This window comes from Alteromonas sp. LMIT006, assembly GCF_024300645.1.
Lineage (GTDB): Bacteria > Pseudomonadota > Gammaproteobacteria > Enterobacterales > Alteromonadaceae > Opacimonas > Opacimonas immobilis.
On record NZ_CP101291.1, the window covers coordinates 139341 to 161467 of the forward strand.

At 44.5% G+C, this 22127-nt stretch carries 16 protein-coding genes, 1 tRNA gene and 2 rRNA genes; 7 read left to right on the forward strand and 12 right to left on the reverse strand.

Features of this window, described 5'->3' with window-relative positions; genetic code table 11:
- Positions 1-13: 13 nt before the first annotated feature.
- From NLG07_RS00615 to NLG07_RS00635, 5 genes are all read left to right on the forward strand, one after another.
- Positions 14-104 (forward strand) — tRNA-Ser (locus NLG07_RS00615).
- A 278-nt stretch (positions 105-382) separates the two neighbouring features.
- Positions 383-865, forward strand: coding sequence for an arsenate reductase ArsC (locus NLG07_RS00620; RefSeq protein ID WP_254855766.1), 483 nt, complete (start codon positions 383-385; stop codon positions 863-865).
- A gap of 27 nt (positions 866-892) precedes the next feature.
- On the forward strand, positions 893-1906 hold the full coding sequence (gene arsB, locus NLG07_RS00625) for an ACR3 family arsenite efflux transporter (RefSeq protein WP_254855767.1): 1014 nt from the start codon (positions 893-895) through the stop codon (positions 1904-1906).
- A gap of 211 nt (positions 1907-2117) precedes the next feature.
- Positions 2118-2384 (forward strand): Arc family DNA-binding protein, encoded by a 267-nt coding sequence (locus NLG07_RS00630; RefSeq protein ID WP_254855768.1) that lies wholly within the window; start codon positions 2118-2120, stop codon positions 2382-2384.
- Positions 2381-2767 carry a type II toxin-antitoxin system VapC family toxin gene (locus tag NLG07_RS00635; RefSeq protein ID WP_254855769.1) on the forward strand — a complete coding sequence of 129 codons (387 nt, stop codon included), beginning with the start codon at positions 2381-2383 and terminating at the stop codon, positions 2765-2767. Before NLG07_RS00630 ends, NLG07_RS00635 begins: the two co-directional genes overlap by 4 nt.
- A gap of 134 nt (positions 2768-2901) precedes the next feature.
- Here NLG07_RS00635 and ahpF read toward each other — a convergent pair whose 3' ends face one another.
- From ahpF to NLG07_RS00675, 8 genes are all read right to left on the reverse strand, one after another.
- Positions 2902-4458, reverse strand: coding sequence for an alkyl hydroperoxide reductase subunit F (ahpF, locus tag NLG07_RS00640; protein ID WP_254855770.1), 1557 nt, complete (start codon positions 4456-4458; stop codon positions 2902-2904).
- 91 nt (positions 4459-4549) lie between these two features.
- Complete coding sequence (ahpC, locus tag NLG07_RS00645) at positions 4550-5122, reverse strand: alkyl hydroperoxide reductase subunit C (protein ID WP_254855771.1); 573 nt, start codon at positions 5120-5122, stop codon at positions 4550-4552.
- A gap of 278 nt (positions 5123-5400) precedes the next feature.
- Positions 5401-6417, reverse strand: a complete 1017-nt coding sequence (locus NLG07_RS00650) for an MBL fold metallo-hydrolase (protein WP_254855772.1) — start codon at positions 6415-6417, stop codon at positions 5401-5403.
- Between the two features lie 90 nt (positions 6418-6507).
- On the reverse strand, positions 6508-7374 hold the full coding sequence (locus NLG07_RS00655; RefSeq protein ID WP_254855773.1) for a Brp/Blh family beta-carotene 15,15'-dioxygenase: 867 nt from the start codon (positions 7372-7374) through the stop codon (positions 6508-6510).
- 2 nt (positions 7375-7376) lie between these two features.
- Positions 7377-8465, reverse strand: coding sequence for a lycopene cyclase family protein (locus tag NLG07_RS00660; protein WP_254855774.1), 1089 nt, complete (start codon positions 8463-8465; stop codon positions 7377-7379).
- Positions 8465-9379, reverse strand: coding sequence for a phytoene/squalene synthase family protein (locus tag NLG07_RS00665; protein WP_254855775.1), 915 nt, complete (start codon positions 9377-9379; stop codon positions 8465-8467). The genes NLG07_RS00660 and NLG07_RS00665 overlap by 1 nt, the downstream gene beginning before the upstream one ends.
- Positions 9369-10865, reverse strand: coding sequence for a phytoene desaturase family protein (crtI, locus tag NLG07_RS00670; protein ID WP_254855776.1), 1497 nt, complete (start codon positions 10863-10865; stop codon positions 9369-9371). The genes NLG07_RS00665 and crtI overlap by 11 nt, the downstream gene beginning before the upstream one ends.
- Before the next feature lie 83 nt (positions 10866-10948).
- Entirely contained in the window at positions 10949-11704 is a 756-nt protein-coding gene (locus NLG07_RS00675; RefSeq protein WP_254855777.1) for a sulfite exporter TauE/SafE family protein, read from the reverse strand.
- 66 nt (positions 11705-11770) lie between these two features.
- On the opposite strand from NLG07_RS00675, the gene NLG07_RS00680 reads away from it, so the two are divergent.
- Positions 11771-13810: a S9 family peptidase gene (locus NLG07_RS00680; RefSeq protein ID WP_254855778.1), complete on the forward strand. Its 2040-nt coding sequence runs from the start codon at positions 11771-11773 to the stop codon at positions 13808-13810.
- A gap of 42 nt (positions 13811-13852) precedes the next feature.
- Here NLG07_RS00680 and NLG07_RS00685 read toward each other — a convergent pair whose 3' ends face one another.
- A complete protein-coding gene (locus NLG07_RS00685) occupies positions 13853-15904 on the reverse strand; it encodes a TonB-dependent receptor (protein WP_254855779.1) in 2052 nt (683 codons plus the stop codon).
- 103 nt (positions 15905-16007) lie between these two features.
- Entirely contained in the window at positions 16008-16421 is a 414-nt protein-coding gene (locus tag NLG07_RS00690) for a hypothetical protein (RefSeq protein WP_254855780.1), read from the reverse strand.
- Positions 16422-16562: 141 nt separating this feature from the next.
- On the opposite strand from NLG07_RS00690, the gene NLG07_RS00695 reads away from it, so the two are divergent.
- Entirely contained in the window at positions 16563-18371 is a 1809-nt protein-coding gene (locus NLG07_RS00695) for an ExeM/NucH family extracellular endonuclease (protein ID WP_254855781.1), read from the forward strand.
- Positions 18372-18729: 358 nt separating this feature from the next.
- On the opposite strand, the gene rrf is transcribed toward NLG07_RS00695, so the two are convergent.
- Both rrf and NLG07_RS00705 read right to left on the reverse strand, forming a co-directional pair.
- Positions 18730-18845 (reverse strand): 5S ribosomal RNA (gene rrf / locus NLG07_RS00700).
- A 162-nt stretch (positions 18846-19007) separates the two neighbouring features.
- Positions 19008-21883 (reverse strand): 23S ribosomal RNA (locus NLG07_RS00705).
- Positions 21884-22127: the final 244 nt, after the last annotated feature.

Consider the following 22127-nt stretch of genomic DNA (forward strand, 5'->3'; position numbering starts at 1 on the left):
GCAACAAATTTCCGGAGAGATGGCTGAGTGGCTGAAGGCGCACGCCTGGAAAGTGTGTATACGTTAATAGCGTATCGAGGGTTCGAATCCCTCTCTCTCCGCCAGACATGAAACAACCGCCCTTGTGGCGGTTTTTTTATGTGTGAAGGAATTGAGAGAGGAGATGAGAACCTTGGTTCGACAAAAATGCAGGAAAGCATTTTTGAACAAGCACAGCTTGCCCACAGGGTGAGGTGCAAGGATGCACCGAATTAATCCCTCGATCGAAGCCAGACATGAAACAACCGCCCTTGTGGCGGTTTTTTTATTAGACGTATTGTCATCAAAATTTAACACACTTTCTGTATTTTGTGACCTTTAAATCCTAATCATATAATTTCCGATGCTCAAAGTTCTCTATATTTGCACACACAACCGCTGTCGCAGTATTTTATCCGAAGCGATTACCCAGCATTTGGCAGGTGACCTTATAGATGCGCGCAGTGCCGGAAGCCAGCCAGTCGGCGCCGTCCATCCACTGAGTATCTATTACCTCAAAGAAAAAGGCATTCAGACTAAACACCTTCGCAGTCAATCATGGGATGATTTTGCTGATTTTCACCCTGATCTGGTTATCACTGTCTGTGATTCCGCGGCTAAAGAAACCTGCCCCGTTTGGTTTGGGGACGCAGTTCAAGCACATTGGGGACTATCAGATCCGTCAAAACTGACAGGCACTGATGAAGCAAAAGCACAGGCCTTTAGGGAATGTATTGCCAACATTTCACTGCGCGTAGAAAAGCTTAAAAACATCGCTGCACATGCCCAAAGTCCAGCTGAAATCCGCACTATGCTGGAAGATTTCGGCGCAACCATCAAATCATAATCACTAAAATAACAACACGGAATCACTATGGGATTATTTGAACGCTATCTATCAATTTGGGTTGGCTTATGTATTCTAGCCGGGATTGGTCTAGGTAATCTTGCGCCATCCATTTTCACTGGCATTGCATCGCTTGAATTTGCACATGTTAATCTTGTCGTAGCAGCGCTGATTTGGCTTATGATTTATCCCATGATGGTACAGGTCGACTTTACGGCGATCAAACGCGTCGGTGAAAAACCGCAAGGCATTATCTTAACTCTAATCATCAACTGGCTTATCAAACCGTTTACGATGGCGTTTTTGGGTTGGCTGTTTTTTAAAGTGATCTTTGCTGATTTGGTCGATCCACAAACGGCCACAGAATACATTGCAGGCATGATTTTATTAGGCGTTGCGCCTTGTACCGCAATGGTGTTTGTCTGGAGCCAACTGACCAAAGGCGATGCCAACTACACCCTAGTGCAAGTCTCGATCAATGATGTGATCATGATCTTTGCCTTCGCGCCTATCGCGGGTTTATTGCTTGGTTTAACCGATATCACTGTGCCCTGGGATACATTACTACTTTCGGTGGTGCTTTATGTTGTCATTCCGCTTATCGCAGGAGCCTATACGCGCCAAAAACTCATTCAAAACAGTTCTTTAGATACGTTCTTAGCCAAAATCAAACCTTGGTCTATTATTGGCTTACTCAGCACTGTCGTCATTTTATTTGGCTTACAAGCGCCTACCATTATTGCCAATCCAACGGCGATCGTGTTGATTGCCATACCGCTTTTACTGCAAACTTATGGAATTTTTGCGGTTGCGTATTTTGCAGCCAAGAAAATGGACTTACCACATAATGTCGCAGCACCTGCTTGTATGATTGGCACATCAAATTTTTTTGAGCTAGCAGTCGCGGTCGCCATTTCGTTGTTCGGTTTGCAGTCAGGCGCAGCGCTGGCAACCGTAGTTGGTGTTTTAGTCGAAGTACCAGTTATGCTAACTTTGGTGTGGTTTGCCAATCGAACGCGCCACTGGTTTTCCAACCAATAATCGAGAAATCAATTGGGCTGGCGCAAAAACCAAGTCATTGCTTTTAGTTACCCTTGAGCACAGCTTATGGGGACTGGTAATTTTTACATTTGGGTTGGGGCGCATTTTGATACAGGAATGCTGTAAACAAAACTTCTGAACAGTTAATACAAAAATCTCTCCTTGCTATAGTTGACATATCAAACCCAGGAAACCAAAATGGAACCATGATATGTTAACCATACACAAAGACATGCCTACTTACACGCTAAAAAACCTATCACCAGAATTACATCAAGCCCTGCAAAATGCGGCAAAAACTAATAAACGCAGTATCAATAGCGAAATTCTTGAATGCCTTGAAACGACGTACATGTCTAACAAAAAAAGTAAAGTCCAAGCACTATTAGCTAGGTTAGAAAGTTTACACACAGAAAACGAGAGCACTATTTCAATTGAACAAATTGTCAATGACGTGAGAGAGGCTCGCGAGCGATGAGTGTGATTGATACAAACACACTCATTGCATTGACAATTGCAAAAGGCGCAAAACGATTGGATATAGGCCAATTTCAGGATGAAGAATGCATTGCTCCTACCCTTTGTAAAACTGAATTTGTGCATGTTTTACTTAAATATTTGAAAGCAAATTTAATCAGCTATCAACAAGCGGAAGTAGCAATTGAAACTATGCTGGCTATAATTAAATTTGATTGTTTTTCCCGACCAGAAGATATTCTTGCGCTAGCAAAGACATTTAAGATTACCGCTTACGATGCTGAATTTGTTTCGCTTGCCATCGAAAGGGATACTCAACTGGTTACCTTTGATAAAGCCTTACTAAATACCTTTCCTGATATCTGCAAAAAGCCCATTCAATAGTTAACATTAAGCAAAAAAAGCCCCCAAGCTTTCGCCTGAGGGCTAAAAGGTTCCGTTAGTTAGTAGGCCGTTGGAACCTTTCATGCTGGCAATTGCTACCAAAGCTCAGCACGGAGGGTTAAAACCTGTTTTCTTTAAAAGTTCTTAAGCAAGTAATCGAAGGCCGCCAAACTGGCTTTAGAGCCTTCGCCCATCGCAATGATGATTTGCTTATAAGGCACGGTCGTGACATCACCACAAGCAAAGATCCCCGGCGCGGAGGTTTCACCTTTTTCATTGATGACCACCTCACCGTATGGCGTCAACTCTACTACACCTTTTAACACTTGCGAGTTAGGCACCAAACCGATTTGGACAAAGATACCGTCTAACGCTTGTTGCTTAATCTCGCCAGTTTCACGCTCTTCATACTCAATTGCGCTGACCTTGCCATTAGTTGCCAATACTTGCTTGGTCGCGGCGTTCTTCACAACAGTAATGTTGTCGCGTTTGGCCATCTGGTCAACCAAAACCTGGTCAGCTTTTAGCTCAGGTAAGAACTCATAGACAGTCACTGATTTTACAATGCCGGACAAATCTAAAGCAGCTTCCACACCGCTATTACCGCCACCAATAACAGCCACATCTTTGCCTTTATAAAATGGACCATCACAATGTGGGCAATAAGCCACGCCATTACCAATGTTTTCTTTTTCGCCAGGAACATTGAGCTCTCTCCAGTTTGCGCCCGTTGCCACAATCAGGGTTTTGGTTTCAATGATTTCTCCGCTCGAAAGCGTGAGCTTTTTGATATCCCCTTGCTCAATCTGCGTCACACGTAAATGTTCTTTGAGCGTGATATCATAGTCATTCAAGTGATCCATCATCGCGCCGGTCAACTTGGGGCCTGTGGTGGATGACACTGAAATCAAGTTTTCTATGCCCATGGTTTCTTTGACCTGACCACCGAATTTCTCAGCAATCACAGTCACAGCAAGGCCTTTACGCGCGGCATAAATAGCTGCTGCCACACCCGCTGGGCCTCCACCTAGCACAGTCACATCTTGTAGGGGCAACTGCTCGGCTGGCTGAGCTTTACTTGCCAGTTCAGGTTCAAATTCCTGTAACTTACTGACTAATACCGCAGTGTCTACTTTGCCATTTGCAAATACCTGACCGTTAAGTAAAACGGTTGGCACGCCTTGAATATTGTTTTGCTCAATGAGTTCTGGATACAACCCACCGTCGATCATTTCACTGCTGATGTTTGGATTTAACAACGCAAACTGATTGAGCGCCTGTACCACATCTGGACAGTTGTGACAGCTTAAAGAGACATAGACTTCAAACTGTAATGGGCTCTCCACGGCCTTAATGATTTGTTGAATACCGCTGTCTAATTTCATGTCTGTGCCGGTTGCATGTAGCATCGCGAGCACTAGAGAGTTAAATTCATGTCCCGATGGAATGCCGGAGAAAATAATCCCAGTCGGTTCATCGTTGACGTACAACGCAAACGAAATCGGACTGCGCAGTTCTGCCACATCGCGCTCGACTAAACTTAATTTGTCATTCACAGAGGCAATGTCGCTTAAAAAAGTTTTGAGTTCATCACGCTTTTCGTGCTCGCCAACCTGTAACACAAATGATAGCGGCGCATTCATGTTTTGCGTGTATTGTGTCAATGCTTGTTTGATTTCTGGAGTAATCATTTGTTTTGGTCCTTAAATATGAGCCAGTAGGTTGAGAGATTGGGGAAGGCACATGCCCTCCCCGTTCTGTCGTAGGGTACTTGTGATTTATTTAGATTTTGCCAACTAAGTCTAAGCTTGGTGCAAGGGTTGCTTGACCTTCTTCCCATGCCGCTGGACATACTTCGCCGTCGTGGTTTGCTACATACTGAGCAGCTTTCACTTTACGCAATGTATCTTTTGCAGAACGACCAATGCCTAGGTCGTGGATTTCAGCAACCTTGATAACACCTTCAGGGTTAACTATGAAAGTACCGCGCAATGCTTGGCCAGCTTCTTCGATCATGATGTCAAAACCACGAGTGATCGCACCAGTAGTGTCACCTAACATTGGGTAAGTGACCTTGCTGATTGCTTCTGAGTTTTCATGCCACGCTTTGTGGACAAAGTGTGAGTCAGTTGATACTGCGTATACCTCAACACCCAATTCTTTTAATTCACCGTAAACATTTTGCATGTCTTCTAGTTCAGTTGGACATACAAAGGTGAAGTCTGCTGGGTAGAATAAGAATACAGACCATTTGCCTTTTACATCCGTTTCAGAATTGATGGTGACAAAATCTTTTTCGCCAGGCACAAATGCTTGCGTTTCAAATTGAGGGATAGTTTGGTTAATTTTAGCCATTTTAATAATCCTTAAAGTAAAAAAATAAAGTTTGTTATTACAAATCGTTCGTTGGAATTTTTTTAACCTCTCCGCTGAACTTGGATATAGTATGGCTCTCTTTTTTGAACATTTAAAATGAATGATTTAGATTACCAAAATCTAAAAAATTGATTAAAATAATAAGCAGGTACACCAAACCTGCTGAGCTATTTCTAGCATGATCAGGCTCTTAAACGATATGAAAGATTAGTGAAGTTCGTTCGAGTGGTCTTTAGTTTGGAAACGATGAAACACTATTAATTTAATGTGGAAAAAAAGTAGACCCCACGTTCTTCGTGTCTTGTTAATGCCCCTAAAGCCAAAAGATAATTAACATGCGCATAAGCTTCAGCGATCGCAAAAAACATCCCGTGCTCATTCAATTCCCGTGCAAACAAATGCGGCAAAATTTCCACAATGGTCTGTGGCGTTTGACATACCGTTCGCAGTGTATCCAAATGGGCATGATGATGTGCTTTTAACTCTTGAATACGCGTATGAATACCAACGAAGGGTTGCCTATGGGATGGCAACACTAAAGTCTCTGGATGACAATGTGAGAAGTTATCTAAACTGGTCAAATACCCTGCTAGAGGATTGCTATCTGGCTGGGTGGAATAACTGCCAATATTTGGCGTGATTTCAGGCAAAATCTGATCCCCGGCAATCAACACCCGACGCTCATCGCAATACAGACTGATATGCTCAGGAGAGTGCCCCTCGCCCAAGATACATTCCCAAGAAGCGCCGTTGATGTGTAAAACTTGTCCAGCCCGTAAACGCTGAAAACTCAATGGCAAAGGAGAAACGATTTGTTTGAATCCACCGTCGCCTGAGGTCAATTTTGTGACGGTGTCGGCATCCAGTCCTGCTCGTTGATAATACTGCACATCTTGCCAATTTCCCGCCCCCTGAGCGCCAGCAAATAAGGCTCTTGAGGCAAAATACTCAGTCTGCGACATATACATGGGCACACGTAGTGATTCGGTTAAAAACCCCGCACAGCCCACATGATCCGGATGCATATGAGTAACGACAATACGGGTAATGGGGCCATCGAGTTGCTCTTGTATTTGCGACCATAACGCTTTAGTTGTCCGAGAACAAATACCCGTATCAACAATCGCCCAGCCACCTGTGTCTCTAATCAAATATAAATTGATATGATCTAACGCGAAAGGCAGTGGCATACGCAACCAGTATAGGTCTTCTGCAATAAGTTGTAATTCACCTGGAGCTGGGGGAGAAACATGACTCGGAATAAGCTGCGACATAACAAATCCAACAATTGGTTTAATGTAAAGTGTACCTGAACCAATTATCACTGTGACTGATAATTTTATATATCAAACTATTCATCAAAATTATTTAAGACTGCGCTCAACCAAAATCATGTGCGGAACCGTCAATGCAAACAAACCAATAAACATCATCGCTAACACGCCTTGCTCTATGCTTTGTCCCCAAAACGCATAGAGGCCTGCTGCAAAAATCATCGTGAGTACGACCCAAGGAGTGGAAACATTCACTAACTGCACTGGAGTGAGCTGAAACTGTTCGCAATATTTGATGTAATACCACATGGAATGCAAGCTAATAAAATAGACTAAAAAATAAACCAATACACTTGTGGTCAGCAGTAGCGAAATGAGCGCAAAGATCTCTAAAAACAACATGAAGTTAGGTTTCAGTTTTTTGCGACACAAACCGATAAATAAAACCAAGCACACACATAAAAAGCCAAGTTGCATAGCCATAATGAGTACCTGTGCCCAAGACTCAGTTAGATAGAGCCATTGTAGATATTGCTGGGTTTCTACAAATGCAAATACGCCTGGCGCACATAAGATAAAAATCGCCAAACACAGAGAATAACCAGATTGGCAATACTCTTGCCAATCATTGCGAAAATGCCAAACACTAATGGCCACAAATACCAGAAAACACAGTGCAGGTAGCCACAACCAAAGCATAAACATCACTGAGGCAATAACTATATAACCTAATACAAACATTATCGCTTGACGCATATTGGGACGATTGTGACGGCGGTATAAATCAAAGTCCAAGGCACCATGTGGGATCCCCAAAAAGCAAAATGCCACCGTCAATATCCACCATCCCCAATAAGTAAAATCCAAATGAGTGTTTTGATAAAACACCAACATCGACATGAAGGATATAATAATCACGAGTCGGCTTAATGAATTGCGGGTTGGAAGTTGGCGCATACTTACCTCAGTACATTTTTGATAAAGGGGCGTTTCGGTACACTTCGTATCACTTCCCACCACAATTCTAAAGAAAGTCGATTATTCATAAAGGCGATGAAATCTCGCGGTTTCATTGTTGATACCATTTGCATGAAGATCGTCGGACATAAGCTAGGTTGCTCTTTGATGACACGTAAAAACACACCGTCCATGTAATGGGTCACCTTACCTAAATCTGATGATTTCGGACTCAAACCAAGCAATGAAAAAACTTGCCTTTGGATTTGCACAAACGCATAACCCGTTGCTGGACGCATCATCCCACTATGGGCTCCCGCTTTACCTGAAGTATCATGAACTTTGGTATCCATCGGCAAAAACGCATGCTCCATCGCAATAATCTCAAAACTTTCAAAATCCTGTTTTAAGCGATTCAATGTCCAGTGCTTTAATGTAGTCACGTTGGGTGGATTGGCACTAAAGGTGGTCACCTCAATAAGGAGTTCAGTCTCATTAAGCGGCAATATATAATCAAAAACGAAATGTTCACCCTTTGCATCTTTTACCACCCGCATGTCACCCATAATGGTTGCAGTGTTCAGAGGGTATACATGTTCAGGCACGCTAACCGTTAACCCAACAAATGCTTGGATCATGTTTTTTGTTTTGTCAGGCTGTTGCCAAGCGCCACGAGCGTCGAGTAATTTTTCAAGTGGGAACTCGTCTGGATCTGCCTGCCAACCTAAAACCAAATCAACAGAATCTGAATGGTCTATTTTTGTTAATGCATAATCATAAAATTTACTACTCGCTAAACGACAATAGGGCAATTCAAAATGGGTCAAAGTATGCTGTTGGTTACCATCGTCAAACGACGAGTATTGATAAGTTTGAGTAATTAAATCAGCGACATAATCAGGTACATCTTCATCAAACCAAAAGCACCAGTTTCTATCGTGGTAGTATTGCGTGCGCGACTCAATAATCAACACTCTTTGGGCTAAGTCATGCTCAATAATAGCTAAGGCATAACTCAAACCAAAAACACCTCCCCCGATAATGATTTTATCGTATTGAGTATATTGGGCGGGAGGGCTATTGAGTATCATTAGATTTTGGTCACTTTGCCCTCAATAGCTTGATGTAAAGAGTTATCATGCCGTGGTAGGCTCCATGCTAACTGCTCTCTAAATCGCCATGCGGCCCTTAGTGCAAGAGTACATTTCCGCCATAATGGGACATAAACACGGCCTTTTTGATAGTCGCATTGTCTTTCGTTTAGCACCATGCCGATTTCGCGATACACTAACATTGCAACACCTATCGCCCGCCGATTTCGGGCTGGGATTATCTTGATGCCATGAGACGCACTCTCATAGTAGGACTCAGCGAGCAACAAGAGACGCTCAATCGCTTTTTGAACCAATTCACGCTTCTCCCCTGTGGCACCAATAATATCATCCGGCCCCATAAAATCTATCCAATCTGCCGGTAAGTAACAACGGTGATTTTGTGCATCGGTCAGTACGTCTCGGGCAATATTGGTTAGCTGCATAGCAATGCCTAAATCGATGGCAAATGGCTCTGCTGCTTTGGGTGCTTTTAAGATGGGACGCATCAAACACCCTACCGTCCCCGCAACGCCATAACAATAATCAATCAGTTGATCCTGGCTTTGCACTCGCACGTCTGACAAATCACTGTAAATCGTATCGATCAGGTCATTGGTAACTTGAGTGGAAAGTTGATATTCATGTTTTAGGGCAAAATAATCCTGCAACCATGGCATATCTGAGTGTTGTGAAGCGATCCCCTGTTGGATCTTTGCATACGCCTCAAGCGCCTCATGCGTTTCACTCTCGTCGACCACGTCATCTAAAATTCGACAAAATTGATATAATCTAGCAGCATCACACGCGGTACGTTCATCCAAAAACCATTGTGCAAAACGAAAACTCTTACCATGATAGCTTAACGTAGCTTGAGCCTGCTCTGGAGTATTGCTGAGGGCATCAACCGACATTGGCTAACACCTCTGCCTCAGGGATCAATTTATCCAGTACTTTAGCTGAACATAAAACACCTGGCATTCCCGCTCCGGGATGCGTCCCGGCTCCGACAAGATACAAATTGTCAAAACCTTCTGCTTTGTTGTGATAGCGAAACCATGCCGACTGAGTTAATGTCGGAGCAATCGAGAAGCCGGTGCCAAGATGCGTATCATACTGCTCAACAAAATCCGCAGGGGTCATATGAAATTGTACTTTGAGATGTTGACTTAACTTTGGCATGATAGAGGCCTCTAAAGCCGCTATGATCTTATCCGCATATGCTTGTCCCTGGCGTTCCCAATCGATTTCTGCGGCCATATTGGGTACTGGAGACAATACATAAAAAGAATCACAGCCATCTGGGGCAAAAGAAGGATCCGTTGCGGTAGGTCGATGCAGATACAGCGAAAAATCATCCGCTAAAATTTGTTTGTTAAAAATATCATCCAGCAATGGCTTGTATCGCTTACCCAACCAAATTGTGTGATGCACCACATCCTCATACTGCTTATCAGTGCCAAAATACAATACAAATAAACCCATGGAATGTTTTGCCGTAGCTGTTTTGGCACGAGTCATAACATGTTGTTTCTGTTTAGGGATAACGTTACGGTACAAATGCGAAGGATCCATATTGGAAATCACTATATCCGCTGCATAATGCGCCCCATCTACAGTATCGACGCCGGTGACACGCTGACCTTGGTAAGTAAACCCAGTTACGTGTGCTTGGGTGACAATCTCAATCCCTTCTTCACGCATGAGTTTTTCTAATGAGTTAACGATGGCTCCGGTGCCCCCCATCGCAAAATGTATTCCCCATTCTCGCTCTAAAAAATGAATCAAGTTGTAAATACACGTCGTATCAAAAGGATTACCTCCGACCAATAACGGCTGAATCGAAAATGCTTGTCTAAGTTTTTCAGATTGTAGATATTTACATACAAGTTGCCATACGGTTTTATGAGAATTTAAGCGTAACAAATGGGGAATTTGTTTAACCATTTTAGACAACTTATTAAACGGCTCGTCCGCTAACTGGGTAAATCCAACATCGAATATCTCTTCAGAGGCCTTTAGCAATGACAAATACCCTTGCTCATCCTCCGGAGCAACTCGTCTTATTTCCGCTAATGTATCCTCCACTGTTCCGCCATAATCGAAATGGCTATGGTCTGGGTATACGAAGCGATACCAAGGCTCTAGTGGTACAAACTCCACATAATCTTCACGCTTTTTGCCGTATAACTCAAAGAGTTCATCAAATAAAAAAGGGGCGGTAACCACAGTGGGCCCTGCATCAAACGTAAAGCCGTCACGTTGAAAAACTTGTGCGCGACCGCCTAGTTGAGAGCCTTTATCGAGTAGAGTCACTTGATAGCCTTTTGCGCGCATTCGCAAGGCAGCTGCTATGCCACCAAAACCCGCGCCTACCACAATCGCTGATTGTTGCTGCATATTACCCTCTTATTATTATAAAATTTTATTTTATACGGGTAAATGTCAAGCGCGGTTTAACAATTTGCTAACAAACTGACAAATTATTGAAGGAAAAAATACATTGTCATGCCAATACTGAACACGAGTACAATTTTGCGCATCACCGTATCTGAACAGAATTTAGAGATACGTGCAGCCAAATAAGCTCCAGCCATATTACCAATGAGTAACACGCTACCAAGATACCACGCAATCATGTCTTGCCAGACAAATACAACCAAAGCAGACAACGACACAGTTACCGAAACAAGGAGTTTTAAGCCGTTCATTAAAGCCATATTTTGTAAGCCCATCAGGGCGCACACACTCAATAAAATAATACCAAGCCCGGCATTAAAAAAGCCACCGTAAACACTGCATAAAAGCATTAAAATTGAACCAACCACATAGGCTTTTAAGGCTGATGATGGTCGGGTTGCTCGGCGTTTTAGCCACTGTGAAAGATACGGACCGATAACAAATAGCACCGTAGCAAAAAGCAACAGCCAAGGGATCAAATCCGAAAAAGCGTCATTGGAAAACTGCAACAACAGTACTCCACCCATGGCTCCGCCCAAGATGCCCATTGCGGAATACAAGATCGTCAGGCGTTTGTTCGCCAGTAATTCCTCACGAAACGCATAGGCACCGCTCATATACCCTGCACATGAAGCAAAGGTGTTCGTTGCATTCGCAAACACCGGTGGGATCCCAACAAATACTAACGCCGGAAATGAGATAAAACTTCCACCACCTGCAATGGCATTAACAATGCCACTGAGTAATCCAGCCGCTAATAATATAAAAAACTCAGTCACGAGTAGTCCTAGACAACATAAGTGCAAAACGATATGTTACCTGTACAATAATAAAGGAATACGACAATGAAAAAACCTCTTTTTATGAGTTGTGCGCTACTGCTTGCAAGTACTGTTTTCGCTGAAACAACTTCAACATCCAATTATCTAGAATACAAAGATATCTTTAACCTAGAATATGCTGCTAAGCCAACAGTGTTAAGCGCTAACACGGTGATTTATGAACGTCATAGTATGGACATTATGGCCGATACTCGACGCACTAATCTTTGGATAGTTGATCTTGAGAATAACACACACTATCCCTTATTGTCCGACAGTAAAAATCATTTTTCACCTGTGCTTTCGTCGAATGGCAAGCATCTTGCGTACCTTTCATCAAAAGAAGACAAGGTTCAAATCTATGTGCGTCACCTCGATAACGGCGCCACCACAAAAGTCACAGATGTGGCAATGACACCGAGTCAAATGGCCTTTTCTCCAGATGATAAACACATCGCATTTGTCATGTTTACTCCAACCAAAACGAAACCTTTGTTCACTCTGGATGGTAAACCAGAAGGCGCCAAATGGGCAGCAAGCCCTCAATATATTGAACAGACGCTGTTTCAACGCGATGGTCGAGGCATGAACAAACCGGGCAATATGCAGGTGTTCATTGTACCTACTATCGGCGGTACACCTAGACAAATCTCATCTGGCAACTATGACTACAACAGTCAGATTAGCTGGTCCAAGGATGGCAAGACATTATATGTTTCTGCCAATATCCATGATGATCGTGACTTTGATGTCTTTAATTCCGATGTTTTAGCACTTGATATCACAACCGGTAAACAGAGCGTTTTGACTGATGATTCAGGTCCTGAAAACAACCCTCTACTGAGTCCTGATGGCAAACTTATTGCCTATACTGGGTTTGTTGATAATGGTCGTTCATTTCAAGTCCAACAACTTTATGTCATGAATAATGATGGCTCTAATAACCGTCTCCTCACGGCTGAGCTTGATCGTTCAGTCAGTGATTTACAATGGTCTCGCGATGGGAAAGGCTTATATTTTAGCTACGACGACCACGGCAAGAAGCACGTTGGCTTTGTCTCACTCAATGGAGAGTTAGATGTCCTGACAGATGTCTTAGGTGGACAAAGTATTGGCCGGCCCTATACTTCCGGAGACTTTACTGTGATGCCGGATGGGCAAGTCGTAGTGACTTCGTCGATTGGCACACAACCGGCTGATTTAGCTCTGGTTAAAAACGATGGCATCATTCCTTTGACTGATTTAAACAGCGATGTGTTTGCGCACAAAACACTCAATGCTCCAGAGCTTTTGACCGTCAAAAGCAGCGTGGACAACAGAGAACTACAAGCGTGGGTGGTTAAGCCTCCGGGCTTTGATCCCACAAAAAAATATCCCATGATCTTAGAGATCCACGGTGGTCCACATACCGCATACGGTCCTGAGTTTTCCGCTGAAGTGCAGCTGTTTGCTGCAGCCGGTTATGTAGTCATTTATGGCAACCCTCGTGGTTCAACCTCACAGGGGAGTGAATTTGCTAATACTATTGATAAAAACTACCCGTCTGAAGACTATAATGATTTGATGGATATGGTAGACGGTCTTATTGCCAAAGGCTACATCGATGAGAACAACCTATTTGTGACCGGAGGCTCAGGTGGCGGTGTACTCACTGCTTGGATCATCGGTAATACCGACCGCTTTGCCGGCGCCGTTGTAGCCAAACCTGTTATTAATTGGATCAGTATGATTGGTACTTCAGATATCTACACATTCATGGCACGTTACTGGTTTACCGATTTACCATGGAATGACATTGACCAGTATTGGTCTCGCTCGCCCCTGCGCCTGGTTGGCAATGTTACTACTCCGACTATGGTGCTCACCGGTGAATTAGATGTGCGAACGCCCATGGCAGAATCAGAGCAATACTATGGTGCATTGCGATTAGAGGGGGTAGATAGTGCACTTGTACGAATACAGGATGCCTACCATGGCATTGCCGCAAAACCCTCCAATCTTGCGAATAAAGTAGGATACATTTTGGCTTGGTTTGAACGGCATAGAACAAAGCCAACGACTTAAAACGTCTGGGCTAGCGTAACGCTAGCCCACTTAGCATATGATTTAAAACTGATAGGTCGCCGTCAAACCGAATGTTCGACCTGCTCCTGGTATTTTTTCACCCGCTTCTATTTCAGCTCCATTAACGCGATTTACACTTGCCAAATGATCTGCATAGTCAGTATCGAATAGATTCTGCATTGCTATGTCAACTTTCAGTTGAGGGCTCACATAATAGGTGATAGTTGTATCAGCCAGTACATAACTATTACTTTCAGTTTCATTGTGTAATGAAGCGACCTGATCTTGCGCAGCAACATATTGGGTTGTAAGACGCCATTGCCATAGGTCAGATTGATACTCTAGATTTACCCGGAGATTAAATGGTGCAATCCGGTACAAATCTTTGTCGCTTGAATCAAGTTGAATCCCACGAACGTATTCTGCCACCCCCATGAGTTGCCAGTGTTTGGATAGCTGATAGCGCCCATCTAGCTCTATGCCTTTGAGTACCGCTTGCGTATTTTGCCACTGTAACGGCAGTGCAACATTATTCATCAACGCAATGTTATTGGCGGCAGTGACTTCTGAAGGTTGTCCGGTGATGTAATCGCGGATCCGGTCGTAAAACAAATGGAACGAGAACGCACTATTTGAGTGTTGATATTCAATACCCATGTCGATCTTTTTAGCCGTTTCATGGGCTAATCCGAGATTACCGATGTAAATATTACCATCGGCTAATCCACCAGAAATACCTAGCGGGAACCAAGTGTAAAGTTCTGAATAAGTAGGTGCTCGCTGTTTTAACCCAGCAGCAAAAAGCAAAGACCATTCTTCTGTAATGGGCACTTGCCAATGGCCTGTGATATCCACCAGCGCAAAATCCCGATTGCGATCAGATTGATTAAACGCATCTTGTAAAGATACGACATGGGTATTCATCATGGCCATATTAGAACCAATTGACTCGGCATCTAATGAGACATTCGTTGCGCGCAGACCAAACTGAAGTTCACCCTCCCCAAATGCTTGCTGATGCTCAACAAACATCGATGCCCGAGTTCTCTTAACGCTATCAAAATTATTGATGTAGAATAGTGGGTTGTTGGGGTTAGATATAAACGAATCATGACTGCGCTGGCTCATATTTATACCCAATGTCGCATGGCCATCTAAGGTATTGATGCGCACTTTGCTCTCTAAACCGAGTGCTTTCGAGCCAGTTTGATTTAGACGCTGTCGAACAGGTGGTGGTGCTAAACGTAAGCTGAAGTTATCCATGTCATGCGTGTTTTGATTCCCAAACACGCGGGTCTGCCATTGCCAATCATCATCAGCGTTAAACTCATGAGACAACCGAAACCACGTTGCATCAATGAATAAAATGTCCATATTCAGTGCCGGCGTACCTGCAGCATTTGTGTCCCTATGAGAGACGAGTGCATCAAACCGATGTGTCCCCAAGTTCAGACCTGCACGCATTTGCCATGCTTGACGTTCATAAAACGTAGATGGCACTGTTCGACCATCTCCCGCCACCATATTGTCACCCGTCTGGCGATCTGCACTGATTCCAATATACGCGGATTCATTGCTTCCGTGAAACAGTCCTCCCATTGATTGCACGCCAAAGTTAGCAACATTGAGGGTCAACCCGCCTTGCATGTCCCACTGCGCCGTCGACGCAAAGTCAATGGCAAAATCATCGATTGAGACAGCGCCACCAATTACCTCAGCGCCCACTGACACGGGCGCAATCCCACGATATAAGGTCACTTGCTGATAAGGCACACCCATTATGTGTGAAATAGGCGGATCCATACCATTTGGTCCAGCACCTATCACTTCTGCACCGTTAATATTGACTCGAACGCGCTCCCCAAGCATGCCTCGATATTGCATAATCCCCGAAATCTGTCCGTTACTATTGACGTTGATCCCAGGTAATTTTGCGAGTTGTTCGCGCATATCAGGCGCAGTGGTTGCATCTACGGATAGGGTTTGTTCTATCACATGAGAAGCGTATTGACCCTTGACTTCAATGGTTTCAACTGTTGCATTTGCCTGACCAATAAGGGCACTGATTGTGCCCACTAAAAAAATGTGTTTCATAGGTTCTCCTGACACGCACATAGGCATCAATATGGGTTCAGCTTGAACACAGAGATTTATGCGTGACCCTAAAGTTGTTTTAATAAGTGAAAATTGATTTAACTTACAAAAAAGCCGGTGGGGCCCTTAGGATAGGAAGAAGGAAGCGCGACCGAACCACACTAAAAATAGGTGCTTTAATCGACTGTTGCTCGCTTGACACAGTAGAGATAAACCACTGCTGAGCCAATAAGAATAGGCTGGCTTGAATGTCTTGAGCTTGGCAGACAATGCAATTACTCGCATTTTGGTCTGTGTCATTGGGGCTATCCGTTGGATTCTGTATCTCTACAATGTTGCCCGAACCATAATATTCTATGGCATCAATATATTTTAGCTGGGTCCCCGTACAGATGACCAATACATCATCGCCAAGGGTCGCACTGATCGAATCAAGTTTTTGCGCAGCAAATAATCCACCTAGCCCAGCCTGCAAAGCCAGCGCTATGATGAGATAGATGTGAATGACTACGCGCATTTGGTCCACAATGGTCAGATTTATAATCTTTTAGAAGATATCATATATCTAGGCAAGAAAACCATTCTATTCTACAGTACGTTACTATATTGTTGATATTCATCAACAGGCTATCAGTCTTTGTTTAATTAGGCGTATTGTATGAGACGAAATTATCTAAACTTCACTATTATCTTTTTGACGGTTTTCTCCCATCAAGTAAGTGCGGGCATCGTTGGTCATTGGTTCAATCAGTGTCAGAGTCTCGGCGCCAAAAAAGTAAATATTCACACGATTCAGGGCTCTGACGATGTCTCACCGCTCGTGGGACAAGATGTCGAGGTGCAAGGCATCATTACTGCGGTTGCTCCCCAACTAAAGGGGTTTTTCATACAGGAAGAAGCTGAGGATATGGACGGTAATCCAAAGACATCAGAGGGTCTATTTGTCTTTAGCCAAATTCTGCCTGATATTGAGGTGGGTCATATCGTAAGCGTTCGCGGCGAAGTGCAGGAACATTTTGGCATGACACAGATTAAAGCGATAGGTGTGTCTAGACCCTGTGGAAAAGAAAATATCCAGTCAGTCACAATGACTTTACCATTAGCGGAGGACTTTGATTGGGAAACCATAGAAGGTATGCATGTCGAAATCAAGCAACCGACAGTCATCCTCAATACCTATAATTATACTCGATACAATGAACTCACCATTGGCAACCAATTACTGATGCAACCCACTGATGTTTTTGAACCGCGCACTCCAGAGGCATCAAAACTTAAAGCCCTAAATGCACGCAGCCAAGTGACCATTGATGACATGGCTAATGGAGCCCCATCACTAAACCAGTTGCTAATTCCCTTGAACGCAGATGACTCATTACGGAACGGTAGTACTCTTACATCGGTGCGAGGGGTAGTTGATTTTAGTTTTGAACGATATCGCATTCGCACTAGTGGAGCAATTACAGTGAGTCGTGCTTCGCGACCAGAGATACCTAAGTTACAAGGTGATTTGAGAATCGCGAGTTTCAATGTCCTTAACTTATTCAACGGAAATGGACAAAGAAATGGTTTTCCTACTCAACGAGGAGCAGATACGTTCGAAGAATATAATCTACAACTTAAAAAAATCGTCAATACCATCCTTATTATGGATGCGCATGTAGTTGGATTAAACGAACTAGAAAATGATGGTTATGATGCGAGCTCATCCATTGCACAGCTGGTTGATGCGCTCAATCAAGCTAACGGTAAACGCAAGTATGATTACATCGGTAGAAATGAATCAGCAATTGGTAATGATTCAATCTCAGTAGGCATTATTTACCAGCCTGAAGCCGTGAGTCCACAAGGTAATCTCTTAGTGCTCACTGGAGAGAACTCACCAAAAGATGAACAAGGTCCTCTTTTTGATACTCGTCGAAATCGTCCTTCTTTTACCCAAATATTCCAAGACAAAGTGTCAGGCCGATCTTTTGTCGTCAATGTTAATCACTTAAAATCCAAAGGTAGCAGCTGTGGTATAGATGATGATTCTATATTACAGGGCAATTGTAATGGTACCCGTACCCGTGCTGCTCAAGGCCTAACACGATGGTTATCTGATAATTTTTCTGATATGCCCATTTATATTGTCGGAGATCTAAATAGTTACGCCAAAGAAGACCCAATAAAAACTTTCGAATCTGCAGGTTTGGTCAATACGGTAAACGCATTTAATAACGGCAGTTATACCTATAGTTTTAGGGGTGAAGTAGGTTCACTCGACTATGTACTTGCCAATCAACAGGGCATGAGTTTTGTTGTAGATGCTAAAGTCTGGCACAGCAATGCCGCTGAGCCTATTGCGTTAGACTATAAACGTCACTTGGTTCGCAGTGACCGCAAAAAGCCTCAAAATTTTCGCAATGATAGTCCGTATAGGGCTTCAGATCACAATGCGGTGATTATCGGCGTATCGTTCGAGTAGCACATAATTAAACCCCAGAAACACAAAAGGCCCACCCTTTAGGGTGAGCCTTGTGTTTTATTAGGAGCTCCGTCCCGGTGAGGTCTACCGACGGTGGACGATATGCCACTCTCCAATGCCAGCACATCATATTGCTATGCTGCATAAACAAAAAAGCCCACACAAGGTGGGCTTTTTCGTTAATAGGAGCTTGGCGATGTGCTACATTACTCCGGGCATCCTGCCCTCCGCCCTTCGGGCCGACCTTTGGTCGTTCCAAATCGTTCCTGACGATTTGGTCACTGCGTTCGAGTAGCACTCATATACCAGACATAATAAAAAACCCCCAGCCGTAAGGCTGAGGGTTGTTTTATTGGGAGCTTGGCGATGTGCTACTCTCACATGGGGAAGCCCCACACTACCATCGCCGCTAATACGTTTCACTACTGAGTTCGGGATGGAGTCAGGTGGTTCCGTATTGCTATCGTCGCCAAGCATAAACTGGTTATGCTTTAACTATCTGGAAAAATCTGATATCGCTCTATTCTCTATTGATAAGTAACACTACTTTATCTTTGTTCTGTAATTGTGTGTATTTCTACACTTGGCTTGTCACACACCTTGCGCTTACCTTGTCGCAAGCAGCTTAGGCGTTGTATGATTAAGCCGCACGGGCAATTAGTACAGGTTAGCTTAACGCCTTGCAACGCTTCCACACCCTGCCTATCAACGTCGTCGTCTACAACAACCCTTTAGAGACCTTAAAGGTCTAGGGAAGATTCATCTTTGGGCCGGCTTCCCGCTTAGATGCTTTCAGCGGTTATCCGTTCCGAACGTAGCTACCGGGCAATGCCTTTGGCAAAACAACCCGAACACCAGCGGTTCGTCCACTCCGGTCCTCTCGTACTAGGAGCAGCTCCCATCAATCTTCCAACGCCCACACCAGATAGGGACCGAACTGTCTCACGACGTTCTAAACCCAGCTCGCGTACCACTTTAAATGGCGAACAGCCATACCCTTGGGACCGACTTCAGCCCCAGGATGTGATGAGCCGACATCGAGGTGCCAAACACCGCCGTCGATATGAACTCTTGGGCGGTATCAGCCTGTTATCCCCGGAGTACCTTTTATCCGTTGAGCGATGGCCCTTCCATTCAGAACCACCGGATCACTATGACCTACTTTCGTACCTGCTCGACGTGTCTGTCTCGCAGTTAAGCTAGCTTATGCCATTGCACTAACCTCACGATGTCCGACCGTGATTAGCTAACCTTCGTGCTCCTCCGTTACTATTTGGGAGGAGACCGCCCCAGTCAAACTACCCACCAGACACTGTCCACAACCCCGATAAGGGGCCTATGTTAGAACATCAAACATACAAGGGTGGTATTTCAAGGACGGCTCCACATCATCTAGCGACAATGATTCATAGCCTCCCACCTATCCTACACATGTAGGTTCAATGTTCAGTGCCAAGCTGTAGTAAAGGTTCACGGGGTCTTTCCGTCTAGGTGCGGGAACACTGCATCTTCACAGCAAGTTCAATTTCACTGAGTCTCGGGTGGAGACAGCGTGGCCATGGTTACACCATTCGTGCAGGTCGGAACTTACCCGACAAGGAATTTCGCTACCTTAGGACCGTTATAGTTACGGCCGCCGTTTACCGGGGCTTCGATCAAGAGCTTCGCTTACGCTAACCCCATCAATTAACCTTCCGGCACCGGGCAGGTGTCACACCGTATACGTCATCTTTCGATTTTGCACAGTGCTGTGTTTTTAATAAACAGTCCCAGCCACCTGGTCACTGCGACCCCCATCCGCTTAGGAAGCAAGTTCCATCACAGACAGGGGCGTACCTTCTCCCGAAGTTACGGTACTATTTTGCCGAGTTCCTTCACCCGAGTTCTCTCAAGCGCCTTAGTATTCTCTACCTGACCACCTGTGTCGGTTTGGGGTACGGTTCATATAATCATAAGTTTAGAAGATTTTCCTGGAAGCCGGGCATCAACCACTTCAGCTCCGTAGAGCCTCGTCTCGTGTCTCAGGCATATAGACTACCGGATTTTCCTAGTAATCAACCCTACGCACTTTCACGTGGACAACCAACGCCACGATGGCCTAGCCTTCTCCGTCCCTCCATCACTGATTATACAAGTACGGGAATATTAACCCGTTTCCCATCGACTACGCATTTCTGCCTCGCCTTAGGGGCCGACTTACCCTGCCCTGATTAGCATGGGACAGGAAACCTTGGTCTTCCGGCGTGGGGGTTTTTCACCCCCATTATCGTTACTCATGTCAGCATTCGCACTTGTGATACCTCCAGCAAGCTTCTCAACTCACCTTCAACAGCTTACACAACGCTCCCCTACCCAGCATACAAGTATGCTGCCGCAGCTTCGGTATATTGCTTAGCCCCGTTACATCTTCCGCGCAGGCCGACTCGACTAGTGAGCTATTACGCTTTCTTTAAAGGGTGGCTGCTTCTAAGCCAACCTCCTAGCTGTCTTAGCCTTCCCACATCGTTTCCCACTTAGCAATATTTTGGGACCTTAGCTGGCGGTCTGGGTTGTTTCCCTCTCCACGACGGACGTTAGCACCCGCCGTGTGTCTCCCGGATAGTTCTCATCGGTATTCGGAGTTTGCAAAGGGTTGGTAAGTCGGGATGACCCCCTAGCCTTAACAGTGCTCTACCCCCAATGGAATTCGTCCGAGGCTCTACCTAAATAGATTTCGGGGAGAACCAGCTATCTCCCGGTTTGATTGGCCTTTCACCCCCAGCCACAAGTCATCTCCTAATTTTTCAACATTAGTGAGTTCGGTCCTCCAGTTGATGTTACTCAACCTTCAACCTGCCCATGGCTAGATCACCGGGTTTCGGGTCTATACCTAGCAACTAGACGCGCAGTTAACACTCGCTTTCGCTACGGCTCCCCTAATCGGTTAACCTCGCTACTAAATATAAGTCGCTGACCCATTATACAAAAGGTACGCAGTCACACCACGAAGGTGCTCCCACTGCTTGTACGTATACGGTTTCAGGTTCTATTTCACTCCCCTCACAGGGGTTCTTTTCGCCTTTCCCTCACGGTACTGGTTCACTATCGGTCAGTTAGGAGTATTTAGCCTTGGAGGATGGTCCCCCCATCTTCAGTCAAGATAACACGTGTCCCGACCTACTTAATATGTGAACATTGCGTCTTCATGTACGGGGCTATCACCCTGTATCGCCAAGCTTTCCAACTTGTTCCACTAACACAATATCCATCGGCTGTTGCCCGTTCGCTCGCCGCTACTAAGGCAATCTCAATTGATTTCTCTTCCTACGGGTACTTAGATGTTTCAGTTCCCCGCGTTTGCCTCTTACACCTATGTATTCAGTGCAAGATACCAACAAGTGGTGGGTTTCCCCATTCGGAAATCTTTGGGTATAACGCGTTTTATCAGCTCCCCAAAGCTTATCGCAGATTAACACGTCCTTCATCGCCTCTAACTGCCAAGGCATCCACCGTATACGCTTAGTCACTTAATCATACAACCCTAAACCGCCTTTTGTATGCGCCAACACATGAGAGTTGGCATGTTTAAGCATTCGGTTTATCCATTCCACTTGCATATAAAACACAAGCTTCGTTGCATGGTGACAAGCTAATCACAGTTCGTCAGATAAAGTAGTTAAGACGTTGGATAATGTCGAAACACTATCAAACTCTCTCAGTTACTATATCGTTATAGAATATAATTAATATCAGCTTTTCCAAATTGTTAAAGAACAT

Coding starts and splice junctions, on each gene's coding strand:
- NLG07_RS00620 (WP_254855766.1), top strand. CDS start 383: ATGCTCAAAGTTCTCTATATTTGCACACACAACCGCTGTCGCAGTATT.
- arsB (WP_254855767.1), top strand. CDS start 893: ATGGGATTATTTGAACGCTATCTATCAATTTGGGTTGGCTTATGTATT.
- NLG07_RS00630 (WP_254855768.1), top strand. CDS start 2,118: ATGTTAACCATACACAAAGACATGCCTACTTACACGCTAAAAAACCTA.
- NLG07_RS00635 (WP_254855769.1), top strand. CDS start 2,381: ATGAGTGTGATTGATACAAACACACTCATTGCATTGACAATTGCAAAA.
- ahpF (WP_254855770.1), bottom strand. CDS start 4,458: ATGATTACTCCAGAAATCAAACAAGCATTGACACAATACACGCAAAAC.
- ahpC (WP_254855771.1), bottom strand. CDS start 5,122: ATGGCTAAAATTAACCAAACTATCCCTCAATTTGAAACGCAAGCATTT.
- NLG07_RS00650 (WP_254855772.1), bottom strand. CDS start 6,417: ATGTCGCAGCTTATTCCGAGTCATGTTTCTCCCCCAGCTCCAGGTGAA.
- NLG07_RS00655 (WP_254855773.1), bottom strand. CDS start 7,374: ATGCGCCAACTTCCAACCCGCAATTCATTAAGCCGACTCGTGATTATT.
- NLG07_RS00660 (WP_254855774.1), bottom strand. CDS start 8,465: ATGATACTCAATAGCCCTCCCGCCCAATATACTCAATACGATAAAATC.
- NLG07_RS00665 (WP_254855775.1), bottom strand. CDS start 9,379: ATGTCGGTTGATGCCCTCAGCAATACTCCAGAGCAGGCTCAAGCTACG.
- crtI (WP_254855776.1), bottom strand. CDS start 10,865: ATGCAGCAACAATCAGCGATTGTGGTAGGCGCGGGTTTTGGTGGCATA.
- NLG07_RS00680 (WP_254855778.1), top strand. CDS start 11,771: ATGAAAAAACCTCTTTTTATGAGTTGTGCGCTACTGCTTGCAAGTACT.
- NLG07_RS00685 (WP_254855779.1), bottom strand. CDS start 15,904: ATGAAACACATTTTTTTAGTGGGCACAATCAGTGCCCTTATTGGTCAG.
- NLG07_RS00690 (WP_254855780.1), bottom strand. CDS start 16,421: ATGCGCGTAGTCATTCACATCTATCTCATCATAGCGCTGGCTTTGCAG.
- NLG07_RS00695 (WP_254855781.1), top strand. CDS start 16,563: ATGAGACGAAATTATCTAAACTTCACTATTATCTTTTTGACGGTTTTC.